Source organism: uncultured Bradyrhizobium sp., from assembly GCF_947648125.1.
Taxonomy (GTDB): Bacteria; Pseudomonadota; Alphaproteobacteria; order Rhizobiales; family Xanthobacteraceae; genus Bradyrhizobium.
In genome coordinates this window covers 12,496-31,040 of record NZ_CANSMR010000009.1, presented here as the reverse complement: position 1 = coordinate 31,040, position 18,545 = coordinate 12,496, and the positions used below count along the sequence as shown (strand labels likewise).

Here is an 18,545-nt window from a genome sequence, read left to right as displayed (position 1 = left end):
CGGGATTAGTAGCGCGGCGGCTCGGCCGGAACCGGCGGCTGCGGATCGTTCGAGATCGCAACAGCCATGCCCGATTGCAGCTTGATCTGGCCGACGGCCACGACCCTGTCCCCGGCCTTCAGGCCCTTGAGGATTTGGACGCGGCCTTCGACGCGGTTGCCCGTCTTCACGAAGGTGCGGTCCGCGGTCAGGCTGGTCTTGCCGTCCTCACCCTTCTTCTCGGTAATCAGGAACACGGAGTCGCCGTACAGCGTGTAGTCGACCGCGGTTTCGGGAATGGTCACGACCGGCGGCTTCTCGGGCAGCACGATCGTGGTGGTCGCGAACATGCCGGGCTTGAGGATGCTTTCCGGATTCTGGATCGTCGCCTGCACCCGGATGTTGCGGGTCTCGGTTGCGATCTGCGGCTCGATGGTGGTGATCTTGCCCTCGAAGGTGCGGCCCGGATAGGCATCGACCGCGACCCGCACGGCCTGGCCGACCTTGATCTGCGAGCTCTGCTTCTCGGTCACGGTCAGGTTGGCGTACAGCACGGAGAGATCAGTCAGCGACACGATCTGCGTGCCGGCCGTCAGATACTGGCCGACTTCGACCTGGCGAACGCCGAGATCACCTTCGAACGGCGCGCGGACCAGCTTCTGCGAGATCAGCGCTTCGGTCTTGGCGATGCCCGCCTTGGCCTGGTCGTAGGTCGCCTGCGCCGTATCGACGGTCGACTGCGGCCCGAACTGGCGCGACGCGAGCTGCTTGGCGCGGTCGAGCTGCTGCTCGCCCACGGTCGCCTGCGCCTTGAAGCTGGCGAGGTCGCCCTGCTCCGGCGCGTCGAATAGCTGCACCAGCGGCGTGCCCGCCTTCACATGGCTACCGGCGGTGAAATGGATCTCGGTGATGCGGCCCGGCACGTCGGTCGTGACATTGACCTGGTGCACGGCGACGAGATCGCCGACGGCGGTCAGCAGGTTCGGAATCACCTCGGTCTTCGCTTCGGCGATCGAGACGTTCGACGGCGGTGGCTTATTGTTGGCGAAGAACTGCGCGATCATGTGGCTGCGGAAGGCGTTGAAGCCGACCAGCGCGCCGACCAGCAGCGCCAGCAACAGTCCCACGATGATGAACCAGCGCACCAGACGGACGGGGCGCTTGACTTGCTTTTCCTTGAGCGGTTGCCCCGAGATGTGGCTTTCGGTCTGAATATTCATGTCATGCACTTTCTGCAGTTACCGACGGTCCTGCGCTCGGCGACGGCTGGCGGCCCAAATGAGTTGAAATTGCGGCTTCGGTAAGTCCGATGCCGCGAAGAATGAACTGGCAAAGCTGTTGCTCGGCCGCGGCGGCATCCCCATAGGGGAGACAAGGTGTCGCAGGCAGCTGCGTCAGCGCGCCCATAAGCACGGTATGGTGCGCAAACCAGAACAGGTTGAGCGGCTCGTTGCCGATCCGCGTCGCCTCGCCGGCGGCGATCGCGCTCTCGAGCGAGGCAGCGAAGGTCGGGCCGATCAGCTTGCCGACCTTGTCGTAGAGCAGGCGCGCAAACTCGCCGTCGTCGAGATGGCTCGTCACCATCAGCCGCATCCGTTGCGCCTCTTCCTGGTCCGGCGCGTCGCGCAGCTGCATGAAGTGGCCGACCATGCCCTGCACCAGTTCGACCAGCGTCGCGGTGGAGGGCTCCTGGCCGAGCAGATGCGCGAGATCGGGATCCGCCTCGCACTCTTCGGCAAGGATTTCGGCGTACAGCGCCGCCTTCGACGGGAAGTGCTTGAACAGCAGCCCTTCCGAAATGGCAGCCGCGGCCGCCACGCTCTTTGTCGTGGTGCCGGCAAAGCCGTTGCGGGCGAAACACCGCTTGGCGGCGCTCAGGATCAACTGACGCCGCAAGTCACTCGTCATGCGTAAGGTAGACATTTGGGTCGTGAGTAATCACTCACTTTACCAAAAGTCAAGGTTCTATTGCACCGCGAAAGTCACTTTATATCGGAGTGTGTCCGATCGACCCTCTGATGCGGTTGACGATGTAGGTGCCGTCGCGGCTTGACAGCACGCGTTCCAGATTGGCCCCGTCGATCTTCGCGCTGGCGAACCGTGGCCCCGCCGTAACGTCTTGCAAAGACGAAGCAAAAGCTTCGACCTCAGCCATCGTGCTAATCGAGCGGCTATCTCCGATTCCGCAGGCCTTGGCAACACCTACGAGGTCGGCGGACCCGCCGGTATGGCTGGTCTGGCCACCGGTCTCGCCATAGGCCTCGTTGTCGAGCACGATGATCGAGAGGTTTTTCGGCTGCTGTAGCGCGACTGTCGCGAGGCTGCCCATGCCCATCAGCATCTCGCCATCGCCGGTGATCACGACAACCGGCAGCGTCGGCTGGGCCAACGCGAGGCCGAGCCCGATCATCACCGCGCCGCCCATGCCGCCCCAGAGATAGAAGTTGCGGTCGTGGTCGCCGGCGGCGGAGATGTCATAGGTGGAAGCGCCGAGGCCGCCGATCGCGAAGGCGCCCTTGCGATCCCTCAGCAGTTCGGAAACGACGGCGCGGCGGTCGAGGAGATTGGCTTTGCTCATTTGGTGAAGACCTTTGCCCCGATCAGGCGCTGCGACAGCAGGACGGCGGTTGGCGTGCAGGCGTTGTAGGCCTGCGCCGCGCCGGCCTCGACGACTTCGCGCACCTCGTCGGGACGCGAGGCACGCAGCACCTTGATCCCCGACAATTCGAGAATCCCTTGCGTGTTCGAGCCCATCGGCACCTGCCAGGGATTGAACTCGCCCCATTCGCCGCGCATCGTCACCAGCGTGAGGAACGGCAAGCGGAAGATCTGCACGAGAGACAGCATGTTGATGCAGTTGCCGACCCCGCTCGATTGCATCAGCAGCACGCCGCGCTGGCCGCCGGCCCAGGCGCCTGCGAGCAGCGCCACGCCTTCCTCCTCGGTGGTCAGCGCAATGCCGCGCATCGAGGACGATCCCAGCACGCGCTCGATCAGCTCTGAATGCCCGGCGTCCGGCACGTAGGGCACCTGACGCACCTCGAAGCGCTGCAGAATCGAAAAGATCTCCTCGGGCCAGGAGGCCGCGGTGTCGGCTCGGGCATGCATCGGCGTTTCCGGTCTCTGTTGTTTGGCCGCGACTGTAGAGGGGCGCGCGCGCTTCATCAAAGCGCAAAACCGCATATGGCTCTGCGATTTACTCGCATCGCGCGCCGTGCGTGGCGCTATTTCCGGTACGCAAATTCTGTTGCGCGGCCGTCGCCCGCGGCATACGATAGTTGCAAATGAAACTAATGTGGGTTGGATATCCGCCATGAACGGGCACGCGCGAGAGCTGGCTGACGGCTTCGACCTGGAAAAGCTGACGGCTGACTTCTACGCGAACCCCTACCCGACCTATCGCGCGCTGCGCGAGCACGCGCCGGTCAAGCGGCTGCCGAACGGCTGCTATTTTCTCACCCGCTACGACGACCTCATCGCCGCCTACAAGAACACCAAGACGTTCTCCTCCGACAAGAAGAAGGAGTTCTTGCCGAAATACGGCAACTCGCTGCTCTACGAGCACCATACGACCAGCCTCGTCTTCAACGATCCGCCGGCGCATACCCGCGTGCGGCGATTGATCATGGGCGCATTGTCGCCGCGGGCGATCGCCGGCATGGAGCCGTACCTGATCGCGCTGGTCGATAGCCTGCTCGACCGCATCGCCACGAAAGACCGCTTCGAGCTGATCGGCGACTTCGCGTCTGCAATCCCCGTCGAGGTGATCGGCAATTTGCTCGACGTGCCGCACGACGAGCGCGAGCCGCTGCGCGACTGGTCGCTGGCGATTTTGGGTGCGCTGGAGCCGGTGATCGCCCAGGACGCATTCGACCGCGGCAACGACGCAGTGAAGGACTTCCTCGCCTATCTCGAAACCCTGGTCGAACGCCGCCGCGCCAAGCCGGGCAATCCCGAGCGCGATGTGCTGACGCGATTGATCCAGGGTGAGGACAATGGCGAGCGGCTGACCGCGAAGGAATTGCTGCACAACTGCATCTTCCTGCTCAACGCCGGCCACGAGACCACGACCAACCTGATCGGCAACGGGCTGGTGACGCTCAGCCAATATCCCGACGAGAAGCAGCGGCTGCTCGCACAGCCCGACCTGATCAAGACCGCGGTCGAGGAGATGCTGCGCTACGAGAGCTCGAACCAGCTCGGCAACCGGATGATCGTGGAGGAGACCGAGCTCGGCGGCATCAAGATGCCCCCCGGCACGCTGGTCACGCTGTGCATCGGCGCCGCCAACCGCGATCCCGCGCAGTTCCCCAACCCCGAAGGCTTCGACGTCGCACGCACGCCGAACCGCCACCTCGCCTTCGGGACCGGCGCGCATCAATGCGCCGGCATGGCGCTGGCGCGCCTCGAAGGCGCCATCGCGATTTCGCGATTCCTGGCGCGCTTCCCGAACTATGTGCTCGACGGCGAGCCGGTGCGCGGCGGCCGGGTGCGCTTCCGCGGATTCCTCAGCGTGCCATGCCGGCGCGGCGCGTGATCCGATGACGACGGAGCAACTGCGCGAGCGCTGGGGCGATTCGCTGCTGACGGTGCTGACCGTGCTGCTCGTGATCATGATGTTCGTGGTGGCGCCGTTGCAGGCACTCGGCCTGTTCGAGTTCCAGGTGTTCGAGCTGTTGCTCGCCGTCTTCCTGGTCGGCGGCGTGTTCGTAATGTCGGGCAGCGCAATCGCCGTCGTCACCATGCTGGTCGCGCTCGCGATGATCGTGACCGGCGCGATCCTGCGGCTACGCTCGCCCTCGATCCTCGACCTCAATCTGTTCGCCGGCTCCTGGCTCTTGGTCGGCATCACGATGGCGGTAACGGTGGCGCGCGCGACCTTCGCGCCGGGACGCGTCACCTATCACCGGGTGATCGGTGCGGTCCTGCTCTATCTCACGGTGGCGGTGATCTTCGCGGCGCTCTACACCTTCATCGGCACGCTGGTGCCGGATGCGTTTGCCGGCATGAAGGTCGAGGACCGTCCGTCGCTGGCAAGCCAGCTGATCTATTTCTCCTTCGCCACGCTCACGACGACGGGCTATGGCGACGTCGCGCCGCTGCATCCGATTGCGCGCAGCCTCTGCAATGTCGAGGCGGTCTTCGGCCAGCTCTATCCGGCGACACTGCTCGCCAGGCTCGTCACCCTCGAGATCGCGCACCGCGATCAGGATTCGTAGCGCAGCGCCACCAGAATGGACCAAATTTGGTCCACAGCAATCCTTTAAGCCGCGCGGGCCGATACCCAAATCAGTGATAATGTGCAGGAAGGCACCGTTGGTGCCGCCGCGCAGCTGGAGTGACGAGACATGCGTCCGCCAGTCACCGATTTCATTGCAAGGGAAGCGCAGTTTGGCGCCCAGAACTACGCGCCGCTTGGCGTGGTGCTGTCACGCGGCGAAGGCGTCTGGGTTTGGGATACCGATGGCAATCGCTACCTCGATTGCCTGTCCGCCTATTCCGCGGTCAATCAGGGCCATTGCCATCCAAAAATCCTCGCCGCCATGGTGGAGCAGGCCGGCCGGCTGACGCTGACCTCGCGGGCCTTCCACAACGATCAGCTCGCCCCGTTCTACGAGGAACTCGCCGAGCTGACCGGCTCGCACAAGGTGCTGCCGATGAACAGCGGCGCGGAGGCGGTGGAGAGCGCAATCAAGTCGGTGCGCAAATGGGGCTACGAGGTCAAGGGCGTGCCGGACGGCGAGGCCGAGATCATCGTCTGCGCCGACAATTTCCACGGGCGCACGCTAGCGATCGTCGGCTTCAGCACCGACCCGGACACAAGGGCGCATTTCGGGCCGTTCGCGCCAGGCTTCAGGATCATTCCGTTCGGCGACGCCAGGGCGCTGCAGGACGCGATCACGCCCAACACCGTTGCCTTCCTGGTCGAGCCGATCCAGGGCGAGGCCGGGGTCATCATTCCACCTGCAGGCTATTTCGCTGAAGTCCGCGCGCTCTGCACCCGTAACAACATCATGCTGGTCCTCGACGAGATCCAGACCGGGCTCGGCCGCACCGGCAAGCTGCTGGCGGAGCAGCACGAGGGCATCGAGGCCGACGTGACGCTGCTCGGCAAGGCGCTGTCCGGCGGCTTCTATCCGGTCTCGGCGGTGCTTTCCAACAACGAGGTCCTCGGCACGCTAAAGCCTGGTCAGCACGGCTCCACCTTCGGCGGCAATCCGCTCGCCTGCGCGGTGGCACGCGCGGCGCTGCGCGCGCTGGTCGACGAAGGCATGATCGAGAACGCGGCCATCGAAGGCGCACGCTTGCTCGGCGGCTTGCGCAGCATTCGCGCCAACACCGTTCGCGAGGTCCGTGGACGCGGGCTGATGCTCGCGGTCGAGCTTCACCCCGAGGCCGGTCCCGCCCGCCGCTATTGCGAGCTGCTGCGGGAGAAAGGCATCCTTGCCAAGGACACCCACGACCACACCATCCGGATCGCCCCGCCGCTGGTGATTACGCCCGATCAGGTCGATTGGGCGCTGGAACAGATCGGCACCGCGCTGACACAGGACCTTTCGTGACGGCGGGATAGTTCAGCTGGTCGGCCGCGCGGCTATCTGAACCGCAAGTTTGCGCGGGAGAGCTGGCTGATCGAGGAGCACCCCATCAGCCGCATGTCCCGGACTAGCTCCGCCTGCAGCAGACCAAGCGCCCGCTCGACTCCGGCCTGGCCAGCCGACGCCAGCGGATAGAGATAGAAGCGTCCGAGGCCGACGGCCTTGGCGCCCAGCGACAGCGCCTTCAGGACATGGCTGCCGCGCTTGATGCCGCCGTCCATCATCACATCGATCCGGTCGCCCACGGCATCGACGATCTCGGCCAGCTGATCGAACGCCGCCCGCGAGCCGTCGAGCTGCCGGCCGCCATGATTGGACAGGATGATGCCGGTGCAGCCGATCTCAACCGCACGCTTGGCATCATCGACCGACATGACGCCCTTCAGGCAAAACTGGCCATTCCACTGCCGGACCATTTGCGCGACGTCGTCCCATGTCATGGCGGGATCGAGCATCTCCGTGAAATAGCGCCCGATCGACATCGCGCCGCCGCTCATATCGACATGCTCGTCGAGTTGGGGCAGCTTGAAGCTCTCATGGGTGACGTAGTTGATGGCCCACGCAGGCTTGATGGCGAATTGCAGCATGCCGCCGAGGGTAAGCCTGAACGGAATAGAAAACCCGGTCCGCAGGTCGCGCTCGCGGTTGCCGCCGGTGATGCTGTCGACAGTCAACATCATCACGTTGACGCCAGCCTGCTTGGCGCGCTGCATCATCGCTGTGTTCAGGCCGCGATCCCGGTGGAAATAGAACTGATAGACCTGCGGCGTAGCGTAGGCCTTGCGCAATTCCTCAAGGCTCACGGTCCCGAGCGAGGACACGCCGAACATCGTCCCGTATTTCGCCGCGGCGGCGGCGACGGCCCGTTCGCCCTGATGGTGAAACAGGCGCTGCAGCGCGGTCGGCGAACAATAGAACGGCGTCGCCAGCTTCTGGCCCATCACGGTGACCGAGAGATCCACGTTCTCCACGCCGCGCAGGACATTGGGCACCAGATCGCAACGCTCGAAGCTCGCGGTGTTCTGCCGAAGCGTCGCCTCATCGTCCGCCCCGCCGTCGATATAGTCGAAGATCGGCCCCGGAAGCCGTCGCTTCGCCAGCTCGCGGAAGTCATGGAAATTGTGGCAATCGCTCAAACGCATGTCGTGCTCCGAAGGTCCGGACCGCGGAGATCAACGGCCCCAAGTGCCGTTCACACCCACAGCATTCGGAATAACGGGCACGCTTCGCCTTGTCCACCGAACCGGTCGTTGGGTCAGACCACCGTCCGATGCCGTTCGATGCAAGTCCGCAACACCTCGTCCAACGGCCGGCTCCACCAGTCATTCGAGAAGATCTCGATCTCCGAATAACCGGCAAAGCCCTGCGCCTCGACCATCGCGCGCACCGATTTGATGTCGATGACGCCGTCGCCCATCATGCCGCGATCATTGAGGATATCCCTGGTCGGCACCAGCCAGTCGCAGACGTGGAACGCGAGCAGCCGGTCCTTGCCGGCGCGCGCAATCTGGCTCTCGAGTTCGGGATCCCACCAGATGTGATAGACGTCGAGCGCGACGCCGATCGCGCCGGTGCGGCCGGGATCGAGCGCGTCGCAGATGTCGAGCGCATGTTTTGTGGTGTTCACGCAGGCACGGTCGGCGGCATAGGCCGGATGCAGCGGCTCGATCGCGAGTGGCAATTTGGCCTGTCTTGCATAGTCCAGCATCTCGGCGATGCCGTCATGCACCTGCGACCGAGCCGCCGCGATGTCCTTGGACGCCGCGCTGCCCGGCCGCGAATATTGCGGCAGGCCGCCGGCGACGAGCACGATGCAGGACGCGCCGAGCGCCGCCGCCTCGTCGACCGCGCGGCGATTGTCGTCGCGCGCCTCGCTGCGATGCGCGCTGTCAGCCGTGAACATGCCGCCGCGGCAATAGCCCGAGAGATCGAGCCCGGCATCTTTCACCGCACGCACGGCGCGGTCGAGGCCGACGCTAGCGACCTGGTCGCGCCAGGGATCGATGGCGCGGATGCCGTGACGCGCGCAGGCCTCGATGATGGCGAGGAGATCGCCCTGCTTGCGGACGGTGGCGGTGTTCAGCGACAGCCAGCGGTGGTCGTTGGAAAAATCACGCATCAGCCGTCGACGCCTCGCGTGGCCATGATCGCCGCCATTCGGCGCGTAGCTAGCTCCGGATTGGCGAGCAGCCCCGCTTGGTCGGCGAACCGGAACAGTTCGGCCAGATGCAGGGTCGAGCGCGCGCTCTCCTGCCCGCCGACCATCGTGAAGTGATCCTGGTGGCCATTGAGATAAGCCATAAACACGATGCCGGTCTTGTAGAAGCGGGTGGGCGCCTTGAAGATGTGGCGCGACAGCGGCACGGTTGGTCCCAGCACGTCATGGAAGCCGACCTCGTCGCCGGCGGCCAGCCGCGACAGCGCGTAGGACGCGGCGGGGGCAATCGCGTCGAAGATGCCGAGCAGCGCGTGGGAGAAGCCCTTGTCGTCGCCGGCGATCAGTTCCGCATAGTTGAAGTCGTCGCCGGTGTACATTTTCACGCGCGGATCGAGCCGGCGCCGCATGTCGATCTCGCGCTGCTTGTCGAGCAGCGAGACCTTGACGCCATCGACCTTGACGGCGTTGGCGTTGATGATCGCAACCGCAATGTCCATCGCCTTGTCGAGATCGGCCGTGCCCCAGTAGCCTGACAGAGCCGGATCGAACATGTCGCCGAGCCAGTGGATGATCACGGGCTCACGGACCTGCGACAACACGGAGTCATAGACCTTCGCGTAATCGTCCGCATTCCTGCCGAGCTTTGCCAGCGCGCGCGAGGCCATCAGGATGATCCGCCCGCCGGCCTTCTCCACAGCCGCGATCTGCTCCTCATAGGCGCGGATCACGTCATCGATCGACTTCGCGTCTTCCGCCGCAAGATGATCGGTGCCGGCGCCCGAGAACACCAGCGCGTTGCCCCTGGCCTTCGCCGCCTTCACCGAGCGCTGGATCAGTTCGAGCGAGGTCGCCCAGTCGAGGCCCATGCCGCGCTGCGCGGTGTCCATCGCCTCGGCCACGCCAAGGCCGAGGTCCCAGACGTGCTCGCGGAACGCGATCGTCTTGTCCCAGTCGATCGCGGCCGTCAGCCACGGATCGACGTCGGCGCGCGGATCCGCCACCACATGGGCGGCCGAGAACGCGACGCGGTTCAGCGTGCCCTCAAGTTTCGCCGGAAAAGTCCGCGACGCCGCCAGGCGATAGGTCTCGAGGCCGCAGCCAGCCGTCGGCAGCTTCAGCGACAACGATGACATCGGCAAGATCGGCTTGTTCATGACAAAGTCCTCTCTCAGACTGATATCGGCGCGACGTCGATCCAGCGCCGCTCCTTCCAGCTCTTCAGCGCGCATTCGGCGAGCTGCACGCCCTTGGCGCCTTCGAGCAAGGTGTATTTGTAGGGCGCGTCCTCGCAGACGTGGCGGATGAACATCTCCCACTGCTCCTTGAAGCCGTTGTCGTAGAGGACGTTCTCGGGGAGCTTTTGCCAGTCGGCATAGAAGTCGTGCAGCCGCTTCTCGTCCGGATTCCACACCGGCCGCGGTGTCGCCTGGCGTGCCTGGATCACACAGTCGGTCAGGCCCGCCACCGCCGAGCCATGGGTGCCGTCGACCTGGAAGGTAACGAGATCGTCGCGGTAGACCCGCGTCACCCAGCTCATGTTGATGTGTGCGATCACGCCGCCCTTCAGCTTGAAGGTGGCGTAGGCGGAATCGTCGGCGGTCGCCTGGTACTGCTTGCCCTTTTCGTCATAGCGCTCGGGGATATCGGTCGTCCCGATGCAGACCACGCTTTCGACTTCGCCGAACAGATTGTCGAGCACGTAACGCCAGTGGCAGACCATATCCAAAATGATGCCGCCGCCGTCCTCGGCGCGGTAGTTCCAGGACGGCCGCTGCGCCTCCTGCCAGCCGCCCTCGAACACCCAGTAGCCGAATTCGCCGCGCACCGAGAGCATGCGGCCGAAGAAGCCGGAGTCGCGCAGGAAGGCGAGCTTCTTCAGGCCCGGCAGAAACAGCTTGTCCTGCACCGTGCCGTGCTTGAGGCCCTTGGCATTGGCGAGCTTCACGACCGCAACGGCTTCCTCGAGATTGGTCGCGATCGGCTTCTCGCAATAGACATGCTTGCCGGCATTGATCGCCTTGGTCAGCAGCGAGGGCCGCGCCTGCGTTGTCGCGGCATCGAAGAACACGGTGTCATTCTTGTCGGCCAGCGCGCGATCGAGATCGGTGGTGTGGCGCTCGATGCCGTAGCGCTTGGCCAGGCTAGCGACCTTCTCCGCGTCGCGGCCGACCAGGATCGGATCGGGCATGATGCGGTCGCCGTTCGCGAGCTGCACGCCGCCCTGCTCGCGGATCGCAACGATCGAGCGGATCAGATGCTGGTTGAGACCCATCCGGCCCGTAATGCCGTTCATGATCAGGCCGAGGCGCTTGGTCGTCATACTGTCTGCTCCTGCGAAACGCGTGGTGTGGGCCGCTTCAGCGGCTGCATGGTGGACCAGTCCGGATGGATCGAACTGGCAAAGCCCGGTGCGGCGGCGATCGATCCCGTCAGCAGATCGCCGTCATGGATCGCAAGGCGGACCTTGCCGCCGGCGCGCGTGTAGAGATCGGGATGCGCGGCGAGAAAGGCGTCGGCCTCATCGGCTGGGGTGTCGGCAAAGCCGTCGACGTAATGGTGGCCGTTGCGTTCGGCATGGGTGACGCCGATCAGCGCCCCGAGCGCGAGATCCTGCTGCACGCCGAGCCCGGCCTGACAGGTCAGGTCCTCGCCGCTGATGAAGTACCGATCGCCATCCGCACTCCACGCCGCCGCGCGCGTGGCATTGATGACCGATTTGTAGATGCCCTTGCACGACTTCGAAGAAATGCCGCGATAGCCGAGCGTCCGCGCCTGCGGGAACGCATCGTAGCTATCGTCGGCCTCGTCGATGATGAAGCTGCGCGCGGCCAGTGCCCCGAGCGGCGAAGCCTTTGTGATGTCGCGCGGCATCGGTTGCTCGATGTAGAGCAGGTTTGCCGCGATCGGCCGCAGCGCCGCGTCGTGGTCGAGCCGATCGACCAGTGCGTTCAGTGCGGCAAGGTCGGCATACTGCTCGTTGGCGTCGAGCGTGACCTTGGTAGCGTAAGGCAGCCTTGCAAGCTCGCGGCCTATCTGTGCCAGCCGCGCCGCGTCATGGGCGGGATCGCCGTTCAGCTTGAGCTTGAAATAGCGCGCACCGGCATTCTCGCCTGCGTCGGCGACGCCGCCCTCTCCTTCAACCGTGTCGTCCATCCCGACCGTATGCCTGACGGCCACACGGTCGATCCGCTTGCGCGTCGACAGGAACTGCGCGATGGCCGCGTCATCGATATCCGGCGTTAGCCGCGCGTCGATATCAGCGATATTACCGGTCATGCCATCGAAGAAGTTGACACCCACCACGCGCAGCAATCCATCGAGGATCGCCTTGTCGATCTCGGCCGGGCCAAAGCTGGCGGCGAGCGGTGGAATATCCTCTGCAGCGCAGGCCGCGACCTGCGGACCGATACATGAAGCGTGCAGGCCGAACGCGGTCTCAAAATCCCGGTTCGCCAGATAGAGCTCGCGCGCAATCGCGAGCGAGCGGCGAAGGCCGTCGAGCGACTGTACCTCCGTCAAATGCGGCCGCTTGTCGAACCATTTCGGCGCCAGCATTTCGGCGCTGGCGCCGGTCGCGCGGCCCTTGCCCTCCACCTCGATCTCGACCCGCACGAACAGCTGCGTCGACGCGGTGATCGTCACCGCGCCAAAGCGGAACGGCCGGGTGAATGCCAGCGGCCGCTCGAAGAAGGCGATATCGTTGACTTTGAGGCGAAGCGACATTGGAGGCCCGGGTGTTAGTCCAGCGATCCCTGCGTGAAGAAATGCTTCCGAATCCGCTGCACCAGCTCGGTGAAGACGGGATCGGACATCGTCTCGAGCGAGCGCGGCCGCGGCATCGGCACGTCGTAGATCGCGGCGATCGCGCCGGGCCGCTCGGTCATCACGAGAACGCGGTCGGCGAGGAATACGGCTTCCGGGATCGAGTGCGTGATCAACAGAACCGTCTTGCCGGTCTCGCGCTGGATCCGCATCAGCTCGACATTCATCCGCTCACGCGTCATGGCATCGAGCGCGCCGAACGGCTCGTCCATCAGCATGATCTTGGGATCATGCACCAGCGCGCGGCAGATCGAGGCGCGCTGCTGCATGCCGCCGGACAGCTGCCAGGGCAGCTTCTTCTCGAAACCCTCGAGCCCAACCAGCTTCAGCAGCGCCTTGGCGCGGGCGAGATATTTGTCCCGCGGCAGCTGCTTCATGTCGATCGGCAGCATCACGTTGGAGAGGATGTTGCGCCACGGCAGCAGCAGCGCGTTCTGGAACACGATGCCGACATTGCCGTGCGGCTTGGTCACCGGCTCGCCGTCGACCAGCACCTCGCCCGTCGTCGGCGGCAGCAGGCCCGAGATCATCTTCAGCAGCGTGGACTTGCCGCAGCCGGAGGGCCCGACCACGACAAAGAACTCGCCATCATTGATGGTGAAGTCGAGCGGCCGCAGCGACGGCACGTCGCCGTCGCGCGACCGGTAGGTCTTCGATACGCCCGACAGCTTGATGCCCGGCGCAGCGCCGGCCGCGCGGTCCGAGATCAGACGCAGATGCGCGGCGGGCTGCTCGGCAGCGCTCTTGATTGCCGATTTCATGGCTTACGAGTCACCCTTCGGCAGATAGTCGTTGGTGTAGAACGCCTTCGGATTGGCCTTCGCTTTGGCGTCGAGGCCGCCATATTCGACCATCAGATTGACCGACTCGGTCATGTTCTGGTCGGTGACCTGGAATGGCCGCTTGGCCTTGGTCTCCGGCGTGCGATAGAGCGGGATCGTCAGCTCAAAACCCTGCGTCAGCGTATCGATCTTGCCGCCCTTCGGGTTGGCGTCGAGGATCGACTGCGCGGCCGCCTTCGGCTCCTTCTCCGCGGCTTCCACCGCCTTGGTGGTCGCCGACATGAAGCGGCGGACCAGGTCGGCATTGGCCTTCACATAGTCGGAGTTGGCGATGATGCCCGACGACACCATGTTGATGCCATAGTCGGCGAACTTGATCGGATAGACGTCCTTGCCGGTGGCGTCCTTGATCTTCATCGACTGGTCCATGACGTAGCCGAGCAGCAGATCGGCCTGGCCGTTTATGACGGCATTGAGCTTGGTCTGGCCGTCGCCGGCGACGGTATTGAAGTCGCTTTCCTTGAGGCCGGTCTTCTTCAGGAACAGCGGCCAGATCTGCGTCATCGAATCCGCCGGCGTGATCGCGACCGTCTTGCCCTTGATGTCCTCCGGCTTCCTGATGTTCTTGTCGACCAGGCCCATCGCCGACATCGGGCTGGTCTGCAGCAGCACACCGGTGGCGATCACCGGCGCCCCCTTCACCGCCGCGCGCATCATCGTGGGCACGTCGACATAGCCGAAATCGGCGGTCTTGGCCGCCACCGCCTGCGTGGTCGCGGCCGAGCCACGGCCTTCCTGGATCTCGAGGTCGATGCCCTCAGCGGCATAGATGCCCTTGGCCTTGCCGTAATAGAACGGCGCGTGCTCGCCATAGACGTACCAGTTCAGCATCAGCACGACCTTGTCGGCCGCGGACGCCGGCGCGACCGCAAGCGCGGTCCAGGCCAGTGCGGCAATCACAGCAGTGAGCAATCGCATCAGATAATCCTCCCGTTGTTCTTTTTCGTCATTGCGAGCGAAGCGAAGCAATCCATCGTGCAGCAAGTGGAGAAATGGATTGCTTCGTCGCTATCGCTCCTCGCAATGACGCTTGCTGTTGTTTCTGTGCACAAATCCTAGGAAGCGAAGATGATGTCGTCGCGCTGGCTGACGTGCCAGGGGATCACCAGCCGCTCGATGCGGTCGACGATCCAGAACAGGATGACGCCGAGCAGCGCCAGGATCACCAGCGCCGCGAACATCGTCGGCAGGTCGAAGGTGCCGATCGAGCGCTGCATCACGTAGCCGATGCCGGAATTGGAGCCGACGAATTCGCCGACCACCGCACCGACCACGGCAAGCGTCACAGAGACCTTCAGGCCGGAGAAGATCGCGGGCATCGCGTGCGGCAGGTTGACCGCGCAGAACACCTTGAAGCGGCTGCCCTGCATCGCGCGCGCGAGGTCAACCATGTCGGGATCGACCGACTTGAAGCCCTGCACGGCCGAGACCACGACGGGGAAGAAGCCGAGCAGGAATGCGGAAATCACCTTCGGGATGATGCCGAAGCCGAACCACACCACGAACAGCGGCGCGATCGCGATCTTCGGCACTGATTGGGAGAACACCAGCAGCGGATAGACGTAGCTCTCGACCGTCCTCGAGCCCGCGATCAGCATCGCTGTGGGAATGCCGAACAGCGCCGAGAGCAGGAAGCCGCAGATCGTCGCATAAGTGGTCGGCCAGGACTGCCGCAGCAACTCCGGCCAGTCGCTCCACAGCACCGCGACGACGTCGCCGGGCGACGGGATCTGATAGGCCGGGATGTGGAACAGGCGGATCGCGAGATCCCAGGCCGCCACGATGACCACCAGGAACAGGAACGGACGCACCCACGCCGCATTCAGCACCTTCGATACGCCCGAAGGGCTCTTTGCCTCCGCCACGCCACGCTCCCTTGCAGTCTCTGTTGTTCGTGCAGAAATTAACCCGTTGGATAAATACTGTCCAGCCCCTCGCAAGCGGCAAAATCGCGCCTAGGCACGCGACTTTCGTCAGGCGAGATTTTTGATGGTCCGTAGCCCGGATGAAGCGCAGCGAAATCCGGGACCGCATTATCCGCGGATGCAGCTCCCCGGATTGCGCTTCGCTTCATCCGGGCTACGGGCCGAGATGCTGGGCAAAATGAGCGCGAACGAGTTGCGCGCCTTCACACCACCCGGTGTTCCGCGGCGCGCAGCGGCGGCATCGCGCTGCCAAACGCTGCGGTGGACTTGCCGGTCAGCGCCGCCAGCACCAGCGCGGTCATGTGCTCGAGCCGCTCGTCGCGGGCGTCCTTCTTGAGCAGGTCGCGACCGAAGATCACGCTCAGCGTGGCGCTGTTGGAGAGATAGAAGAACGCCAGCCCGGCGATCGAAATATAGAGCTGCACCGGATCGACCGCGTCGCGGAAGTCGCCGCTCTCGACCCCGCGCGTCACCACGGTGCGGATCATCTCGACAAAGGGCGAGTGCATCGACTTGACCTTGGTCGAGCGCTTCAGGTGCTTTGCCTTGGCGAGGTTTTCCGTGTTCAGCAACGCCAGGAATTCGGGGTTGCGGAGGAAGTAGTTCCAGGTGAAGTCGATCAGGCGCCCGATCGCCTCGGGCGGGTCGAGATGCTCGAGATCGAGCGTGCGCTCCTCGGCGCGGATCTTCTCGTAGGCGCCTTCCAGCACCTCGAGATAGAGATCCTCCTTGTTGCCGACATGGTAGTACAGCATGCGCTTGTTGGCATCGGCATTGGCCGCAATGCGGTCGACCCGCGCGCCGGCGAGGCCATGGGCGGCGAATTCCTGCTTGGCCGCCTCGAGAATCCGCAGCCGCATCCCCTGGGGGTCGCGCTGCCATCTCTGTATCCGCTTTGCCTTCGCCAAATCGATCGCCCGTGATGCTGAATTGATGAATGTAGCATGACGCGCGACGTTTGAGAACGAATGTTGTCGTGGCGGCCATGCGGGAATATTTCTCGCAGCTGCGGCTTTCGTCATTCCCCGGTGCGCAATTGCGCACCTGAGGGCGTGCCACCGGGTCGCGCGAATACGCGCCCGATGACGGGCTCCGCACGAACCCGGAATCCATCGACCCGCATGTACCGGTGACGAATGGATTCCGGGCTCTCGCTTCGCGAGCCCCGGAACGACGAATAAGACTCATTTGCCCCGGGGTGCACGCTGTCGGGACGACGCGCGGATGGAGCGCGGCCTAGTCTGGCTTTCCCTGTGAGGGCTGCACCAGAAGTGTCGGCACGCCGCATGTGCCGTTGCGCACCGTCATCACGCGCGTGCCGGGCTTGCGGCCGGTGCGAATCTCCGAGACGTCGACACCGGCGGCAACCAGCCGCGCGCGGGTGGCATCAATGTCGGCGACGCGCCAGCAGATGCCGCGCAGCCGGTCCGGCGCATCCGTCTCCGCCTTGCTGCTTTCCTTGGCTGGCCGGTGCGTGACCTCGACCACGAGGTCACCGCAGCGGAAGAACATCAGCCGGCCCCACTCGGGATGCGACCGGTCGAGCGCCATGTCGAGCCCGAGCCGCGCGCCATAGAGTGCGGCCGCTCGCTCCGGGTCGGCGGTCGAGACCACCACATGGTCCATCGCGGTGATCGATGCCGGCGTGGTGCGCACCGATAGCGGTCGCTCCTGGTCTCGCTCCAGGAAGAACATGCGCACACCCCGTGTCGCATCGCTCGCCGCGCGCGTCCGCTTCCACGACAGCGTGGCGCCGCTGATCTCATCGCGGCTCTCGACCTCGGCGACGGGCTCGGGCTTCAGCGTCAGCCGATCGAGCCTGCGGTGCGTCCTCGCGATATCGCTGGTGCGGAAGCAGAGGCTCGCAAGCCCCTCGCCTTGCGTGACGAGCGCGCTGCGGACGCGCTGGGCGGCATCGTCATCGCCATGCGGCGCCATCAATTCCAGCGTCGTGTTGTCGAGCGTGAACAGCACGCGGTCGGCGCCGTCCCCGCTGTTGCGCCAGGCCGGCGCCCGCGCGAACAGCGTCTCGTAGGCGGCGCTGGCGGCGGCAATGTCGCCGGTCAGGACGACGACATGATCGAGACCGGTAATCATGGCTTTGGCCTCCTCGAATCTGCCGTCATTGTGCTTCTCCTTACGAATCCCGGAACCGCGGCCTGCCACCGGCCGTTATGCCGCATACCAGAACGGCCCGGCACATCCATCATCTCTACCTGTAAACCAAGCAGGGTTGCGAATAATTTCAGCGATATCGGCCGATCAGCGGTGCTAGGCTGATCGTCGGCCGGGACCACACCAAGCGATCACGGGAAGCGAATGCAGGCTCTCTTCATTGGACAGACCTATATCGACGTCACCTTCATCACGGATCACATGCCTGTCGGCGACGAAAAGCACGTTGCGGACGCCTATGCAGTATCGTTCGGCGGCAACGCGGTGACCGCGGCGTTCTGCTGCGCCAAGCTCGGCGTCGAGCCGGACCTGATCGCCACCATGGCCAATGACTGGCTGGGACGGATGTTCTGGGACATGGCCGACAGGTACGGCATCTCGTTCCATCCCCGCAAGGTGAACTCCTCCTCGCTGTCCTTCATCATGCCCAACGACGGCAAGCGCGCCATCGTCCGCTGCCGCGACGACCAGCACATCCATCCCTTTCCGCTGCTGAACATCAAGGGTTGCCGCGCGCTGCACATCGACGGCCACCAGCCGGATGCCGCGATCCATTATGCGAAGCTGTGCCGTGAGGACGGTATCCTGACCTCGCTCGACGGCGGTGGCCTGCGCACCAACACCCACGAGCTGCTCGCATTCATCGACGTCGCCATCGTCGCCGAACGGCTGTGCGAGCAGATGGACAAGACGCCGGAGCAGATGCTCGACTATCTCAAGAGCCGCGGCTGCCGGGTCGGCGGCATCACCATGGGTGAGCGCGGCCTGCTCTGGTATGACGAGGCGGGCACGGTGCAAACGCTGCCGGCGCTCCCGATTTCGCGCAAGCGCGTGATCGACACCAACGGCGCCGGCGACGTCTTCCACGGCGCCTACATCTATTCCTATCTCGCCAGTCCCGGCAAAACCTGGCATGAGCATTTCGAGTTCGCGCGCGCCGCGTCGACCTTCAAGATCCAGAAGCTCGGCAACGAAGCCGGCCTGCCGACGCTCGCCGACATCGCGGCGGTCAAGCAGGAGTTCGGCGCCGCGGTCTGACAGGAAG

At 64.6% G+C, this 18,545-nt stretch carries 18 protein-coding genes; 4 read left to right on the top strand and 14 right to left on the bottom strand.

Annotated features, from left to right (window positions below; genetic code table 11):
* Positions 1 to 5: 5 nt before the first annotated feature.
* The 4 genes from Q0030_RS17920 to Q0030_RS17905 form a co-directional block, all read right to left on the bottom strand.
* Positions 6 to 1,199 carry an efflux RND transporter periplasmic adaptor subunit gene (locus Q0030_RS17920; RefSeq protein WP_298369635.1) on the bottom strand — a complete coding sequence of 398 codons (1,194 nt, stop codon included), beginning with the start codon at positions 1,197 to 1,199 and terminating at the stop codon, positions 6 to 8.
* 1 nt (position 1,200) lies between these two features.
* Positions 1,201 to 1,902 (bottom strand): TetR/AcrR family transcriptional regulator, encoded by a 702-nt coding sequence (locus tag Q0030_RS17915; protein ID WP_298369633.1) that lies wholly within the window; start codon positions 1,900 to 1,902, stop codon positions 1,201 to 1,203.
* Positions 1,903 to 1,966: 64 nt separating this feature from the next.
* Entirely contained in the window at positions 1,967 to 2,557 is a 591-nt protein-coding gene (locus Q0030_RS17910; RefSeq protein ID WP_298369631.1) for a thiamine pyrophosphate-dependent enzyme, read from the bottom strand.
* Positions 2,554 to 3,087, bottom strand: a complete 534-nt coding sequence (locus Q0030_RS17905; protein WP_146985094.1) for a thiamine pyrophosphate-binding protein — start codon at positions 3,085 to 3,087, stop codon at positions 2,554 to 2,556. The genes Q0030_RS17910 and Q0030_RS17905 overlap by 4 nt, the downstream gene beginning before the upstream one ends.
* A gap of 205 nt (positions 3,088 to 3,292) precedes the next feature.
* Here Q0030_RS17905 and Q0030_RS17900 point away from each other — a divergent pair, with 205 nt between their 5' ends.
* From Q0030_RS17900 to rocD, 3 genes are all read left to right on the top strand, one after another.
* Complete coding sequence (locus tag Q0030_RS17900) at positions 3,293 to 4,516, top strand: cytochrome P450 (RefSeq protein WP_298369626.1); 1,224 nt, start codon at positions 3,293 to 3,295, stop codon at positions 4,514 to 4,516.
* Between the two features lie 4 nt (positions 4,517 to 4,520).
* A complete protein-coding gene (locus Q0030_RS17895; protein WP_298369624.1) occupies positions 4,521 to 5,198 on the top strand; it encodes a potassium channel family protein in 678 nt (225 codons plus the stop codon).
* Between the two features lie 129 nt (positions 5,199 to 5,327).
* Positions 5,328 to 6,542, top strand: coding sequence for an ornithine--oxo-acid transaminase (gene rocD, locus Q0030_RS17890; RefSeq protein ID WP_298369621.1), 1,215 nt, complete (start codon positions 5,328 to 5,330; stop codon positions 6,540 to 6,542).
* 32 nt (positions 6,543 to 6,574) lie between these two features.
* Here rocD and Q0030_RS17885 read toward each other — a convergent pair whose 3' ends face one another.
* The 10 genes from Q0030_RS17885 to Q0030_RS17840 form a co-directional block, all read right to left on the bottom strand.
* Entirely contained in the window at positions 6,575 to 7,720 is a 1,146-nt protein-coding gene (locus Q0030_RS17885) for an alpha-hydroxy acid oxidase (protein WP_298369619.1), read from the bottom strand.
* Positions 7,721 to 7,833: 113 nt separating this feature from the next.
* Entirely contained in the window at positions 7,834 to 8,697 is an 864-nt protein-coding gene (locus tag Q0030_RS17880; RefSeq protein WP_298369618.1) for a sugar phosphate isomerase/epimerase family protein, read from the bottom strand.
* On the bottom strand, positions 8,697 to 9,890 hold the full coding sequence (locus Q0030_RS17875; RefSeq protein ID WP_298369616.1) for a dihydrodipicolinate synthase family protein: 1,194 nt from the start codon (positions 9,888 to 9,890) through the stop codon (positions 8,697 to 8,699). The genes Q0030_RS17880 and Q0030_RS17875 overlap by 1 nt, the downstream gene beginning before the upstream one ends.
* Positions 9,891 to 9,904: 14 nt before the next feature.
* Positions 9,905 to 11,056, bottom strand: a complete 1,152-nt coding sequence (locus Q0030_RS17870) for a Gfo/Idh/MocA family oxidoreductase (RefSeq protein ID WP_298369613.1) — start codon at positions 11,054 to 11,056, stop codon at positions 9,905 to 9,907.
* Positions 11,053 to 12,459: a hypothetical protein gene (locus Q0030_RS17865; protein ID WP_298369611.1), complete on the bottom strand. Its 1,407-nt coding sequence runs from the start codon at positions 12,457 to 12,459 to the stop codon at positions 11,053 to 11,055. Before Q0030_RS17865 ends, Q0030_RS17870 begins: the two co-directional genes overlap by 4 nt.
* Positions 12,460 to 12,473: 14 nt before the next feature.
* Positions 12,474 to 13,319 carry an ABC transporter ATP-binding protein gene (locus tag Q0030_RS17860; protein ID WP_298369609.1) on the bottom strand — a complete coding sequence of 282 codons (846 nt, stop codon included), beginning with the start codon at positions 13,317 to 13,319 and terminating at the stop codon, positions 12,474 to 12,476.
* A gap of 3 nt (positions 13,320 to 13,322) precedes the next feature.
* Complete coding sequence (locus Q0030_RS17855) at positions 13,323 to 14,318, bottom strand: ABC transporter substrate-binding protein (RefSeq protein WP_298369607.1); 996 nt, start codon at positions 14,316 to 14,318, stop codon at positions 13,323 to 13,325.
* A 137-nt stretch (positions 14,319 to 14,455) separates the two neighbouring features.
* On the bottom strand, positions 14,456 to 15,265 hold the full coding sequence (locus tag Q0030_RS17850; RefSeq protein ID WP_298369605.1) for an ABC transporter permease: 810 nt from the start codon (positions 15,263 to 15,265) through the stop codon (positions 14,456 to 14,458).
* A gap of 263 nt (positions 15,266 to 15,528) precedes the next feature.
* On the bottom strand, positions 15,529 to 16,185 hold the full coding sequence (locus Q0030_RS17845; protein WP_298369603.1) for a TetR/AcrR family transcriptional regulator: 657 nt from the start codon (positions 16,183 to 16,185) through the stop codon (positions 15,529 to 15,531).
* A gap of 376 nt (positions 16,186 to 16,561) precedes the next feature.
* A complete protein-coding gene (locus Q0030_RS17840; RefSeq protein WP_298369601.1) occupies positions 16,562 to 17,422 on the bottom strand; it encodes a VOC family protein in 861 nt (286 codons plus the stop codon).
* A gap of 222 nt (positions 17,423 to 17,644) precedes the next feature.
* On the opposite strand from Q0030_RS17840, the gene Q0030_RS17835 reads away from it, so the two are divergent.
* Positions 17,645 to 18,538: a sugar kinase gene (locus Q0030_RS17835; protein WP_298369599.1), complete on the top strand. Its 894-nt coding sequence runs from the start codon at positions 17,645 to 17,647 to the stop codon at positions 18,536 to 18,538.
* Positions 18,539 to 18,545 lie beyond the last annotated feature (7 nt).

Coding starts and splice junctions, on each gene's coding strand:
- Q0030_RS17875 (WP_298369616.1), bottom strand. CDS start 9,890: ATGAACAAGCCGATCTTGCCGATGTCATCGTTGTCGCTGAAGCTGCCG.
- rocD (WP_298369621.1), top strand. CDS start 5,328: ATGCGTCCGCCAGTCACCGATTTCATTGCAAGGGAAGCGCAGTTTGGC.
- Q0030_RS17895 (WP_298369624.1), top strand. CDS start 4,521: ATGACGACGGAGCAACTGCGCGAGCGCTGGGGCGATTCGCTGCTGACG.
- Q0030_RS17885 (WP_298369619.1), bottom strand. CDS start 7,720: ATGCGTTTGAGCGATTGCCACAATTTCCATGACTTCCGCGAGCTGGCG.
- Q0030_RS17855 (WP_298369607.1), bottom strand. CDS start 14,318: ATGCGATTGCTCACTGCTGTGATTGCCGCACTGGCCTGGACCGCGCTT.
- Q0030_RS17840 (WP_298369601.1), bottom strand. CDS start 17,422: ATGATTACCGGTCTCGATCATGTCGTCGTCCTGACCGGCGACATTGCC.
- Q0030_RS17900 (WP_298369626.1), top strand. CDS start 3,293: ATGAACGGGCACGCGCGAGAGCTGGCTGACGGCTTCGACCTGGAAAAG.
- Q0030_RS17910 (WP_298369631.1), bottom strand. CDS start 2,557: ATGAGCAAAGCCAATCTCCTCGACCGCCGCGCCGTCGTTTCCGAACTG.
- Q0030_RS17870 (WP_298369613.1), bottom strand. CDS start 11,056: ATGACGACCAAGCGCCTCGGCCTGATCATGAACGGCATTACGGGCCGG.
- Q0030_RS17835 (WP_298369599.1), top strand. CDS start 17,645: ATGCAGGCTCTCTTCATTGGACAGACCTATATCGACGTCACCTTCATC.
- Q0030_RS17860 (WP_298369609.1), bottom strand. CDS start 13,319: ATGAAATCGGCAATCAAGAGCGCTGCCGAGCAGCCCGCCGCGCATCTG.
- Q0030_RS17880 (WP_298369618.1), bottom strand. CDS start 8,697: ATGCGTGATTTTTCCAACGACCACCGCTGGCTGTCGCTGAACACCGCC.
- Q0030_RS17865 (WP_298369611.1), bottom strand. CDS start 12,459: ATGTCGCTTCGCCTCAAAGTCAACGATATCGCCTTCTTCGAGCGGCCG.
- Q0030_RS17905 (WP_146985094.1), bottom strand. CDS start 3,087: ATGCATGCCCGAGCCGACACCGCGGCCTCCTGGCCCGAGGAGATCTTT.
- Q0030_RS17845 (WP_298369603.1), bottom strand. CDS start 16,185: ATGCGGCTGCGGATTCTCGAGGCGGCCAAGCAGGAATTCGCCGCCCAT.
- Q0030_RS17920 (WP_298369635.1), bottom strand. CDS start 1,199: ATGAATATTCAGACCGAAAGCCACATCTCGGGGCAACCGCTCAAGGAA.
- Q0030_RS17915 (WP_298369633.1), bottom strand. CDS start 1,902: ATGTCTACCTTACGCATGACGAGTGACTTGCGGCGTCAGTTGATCCTG.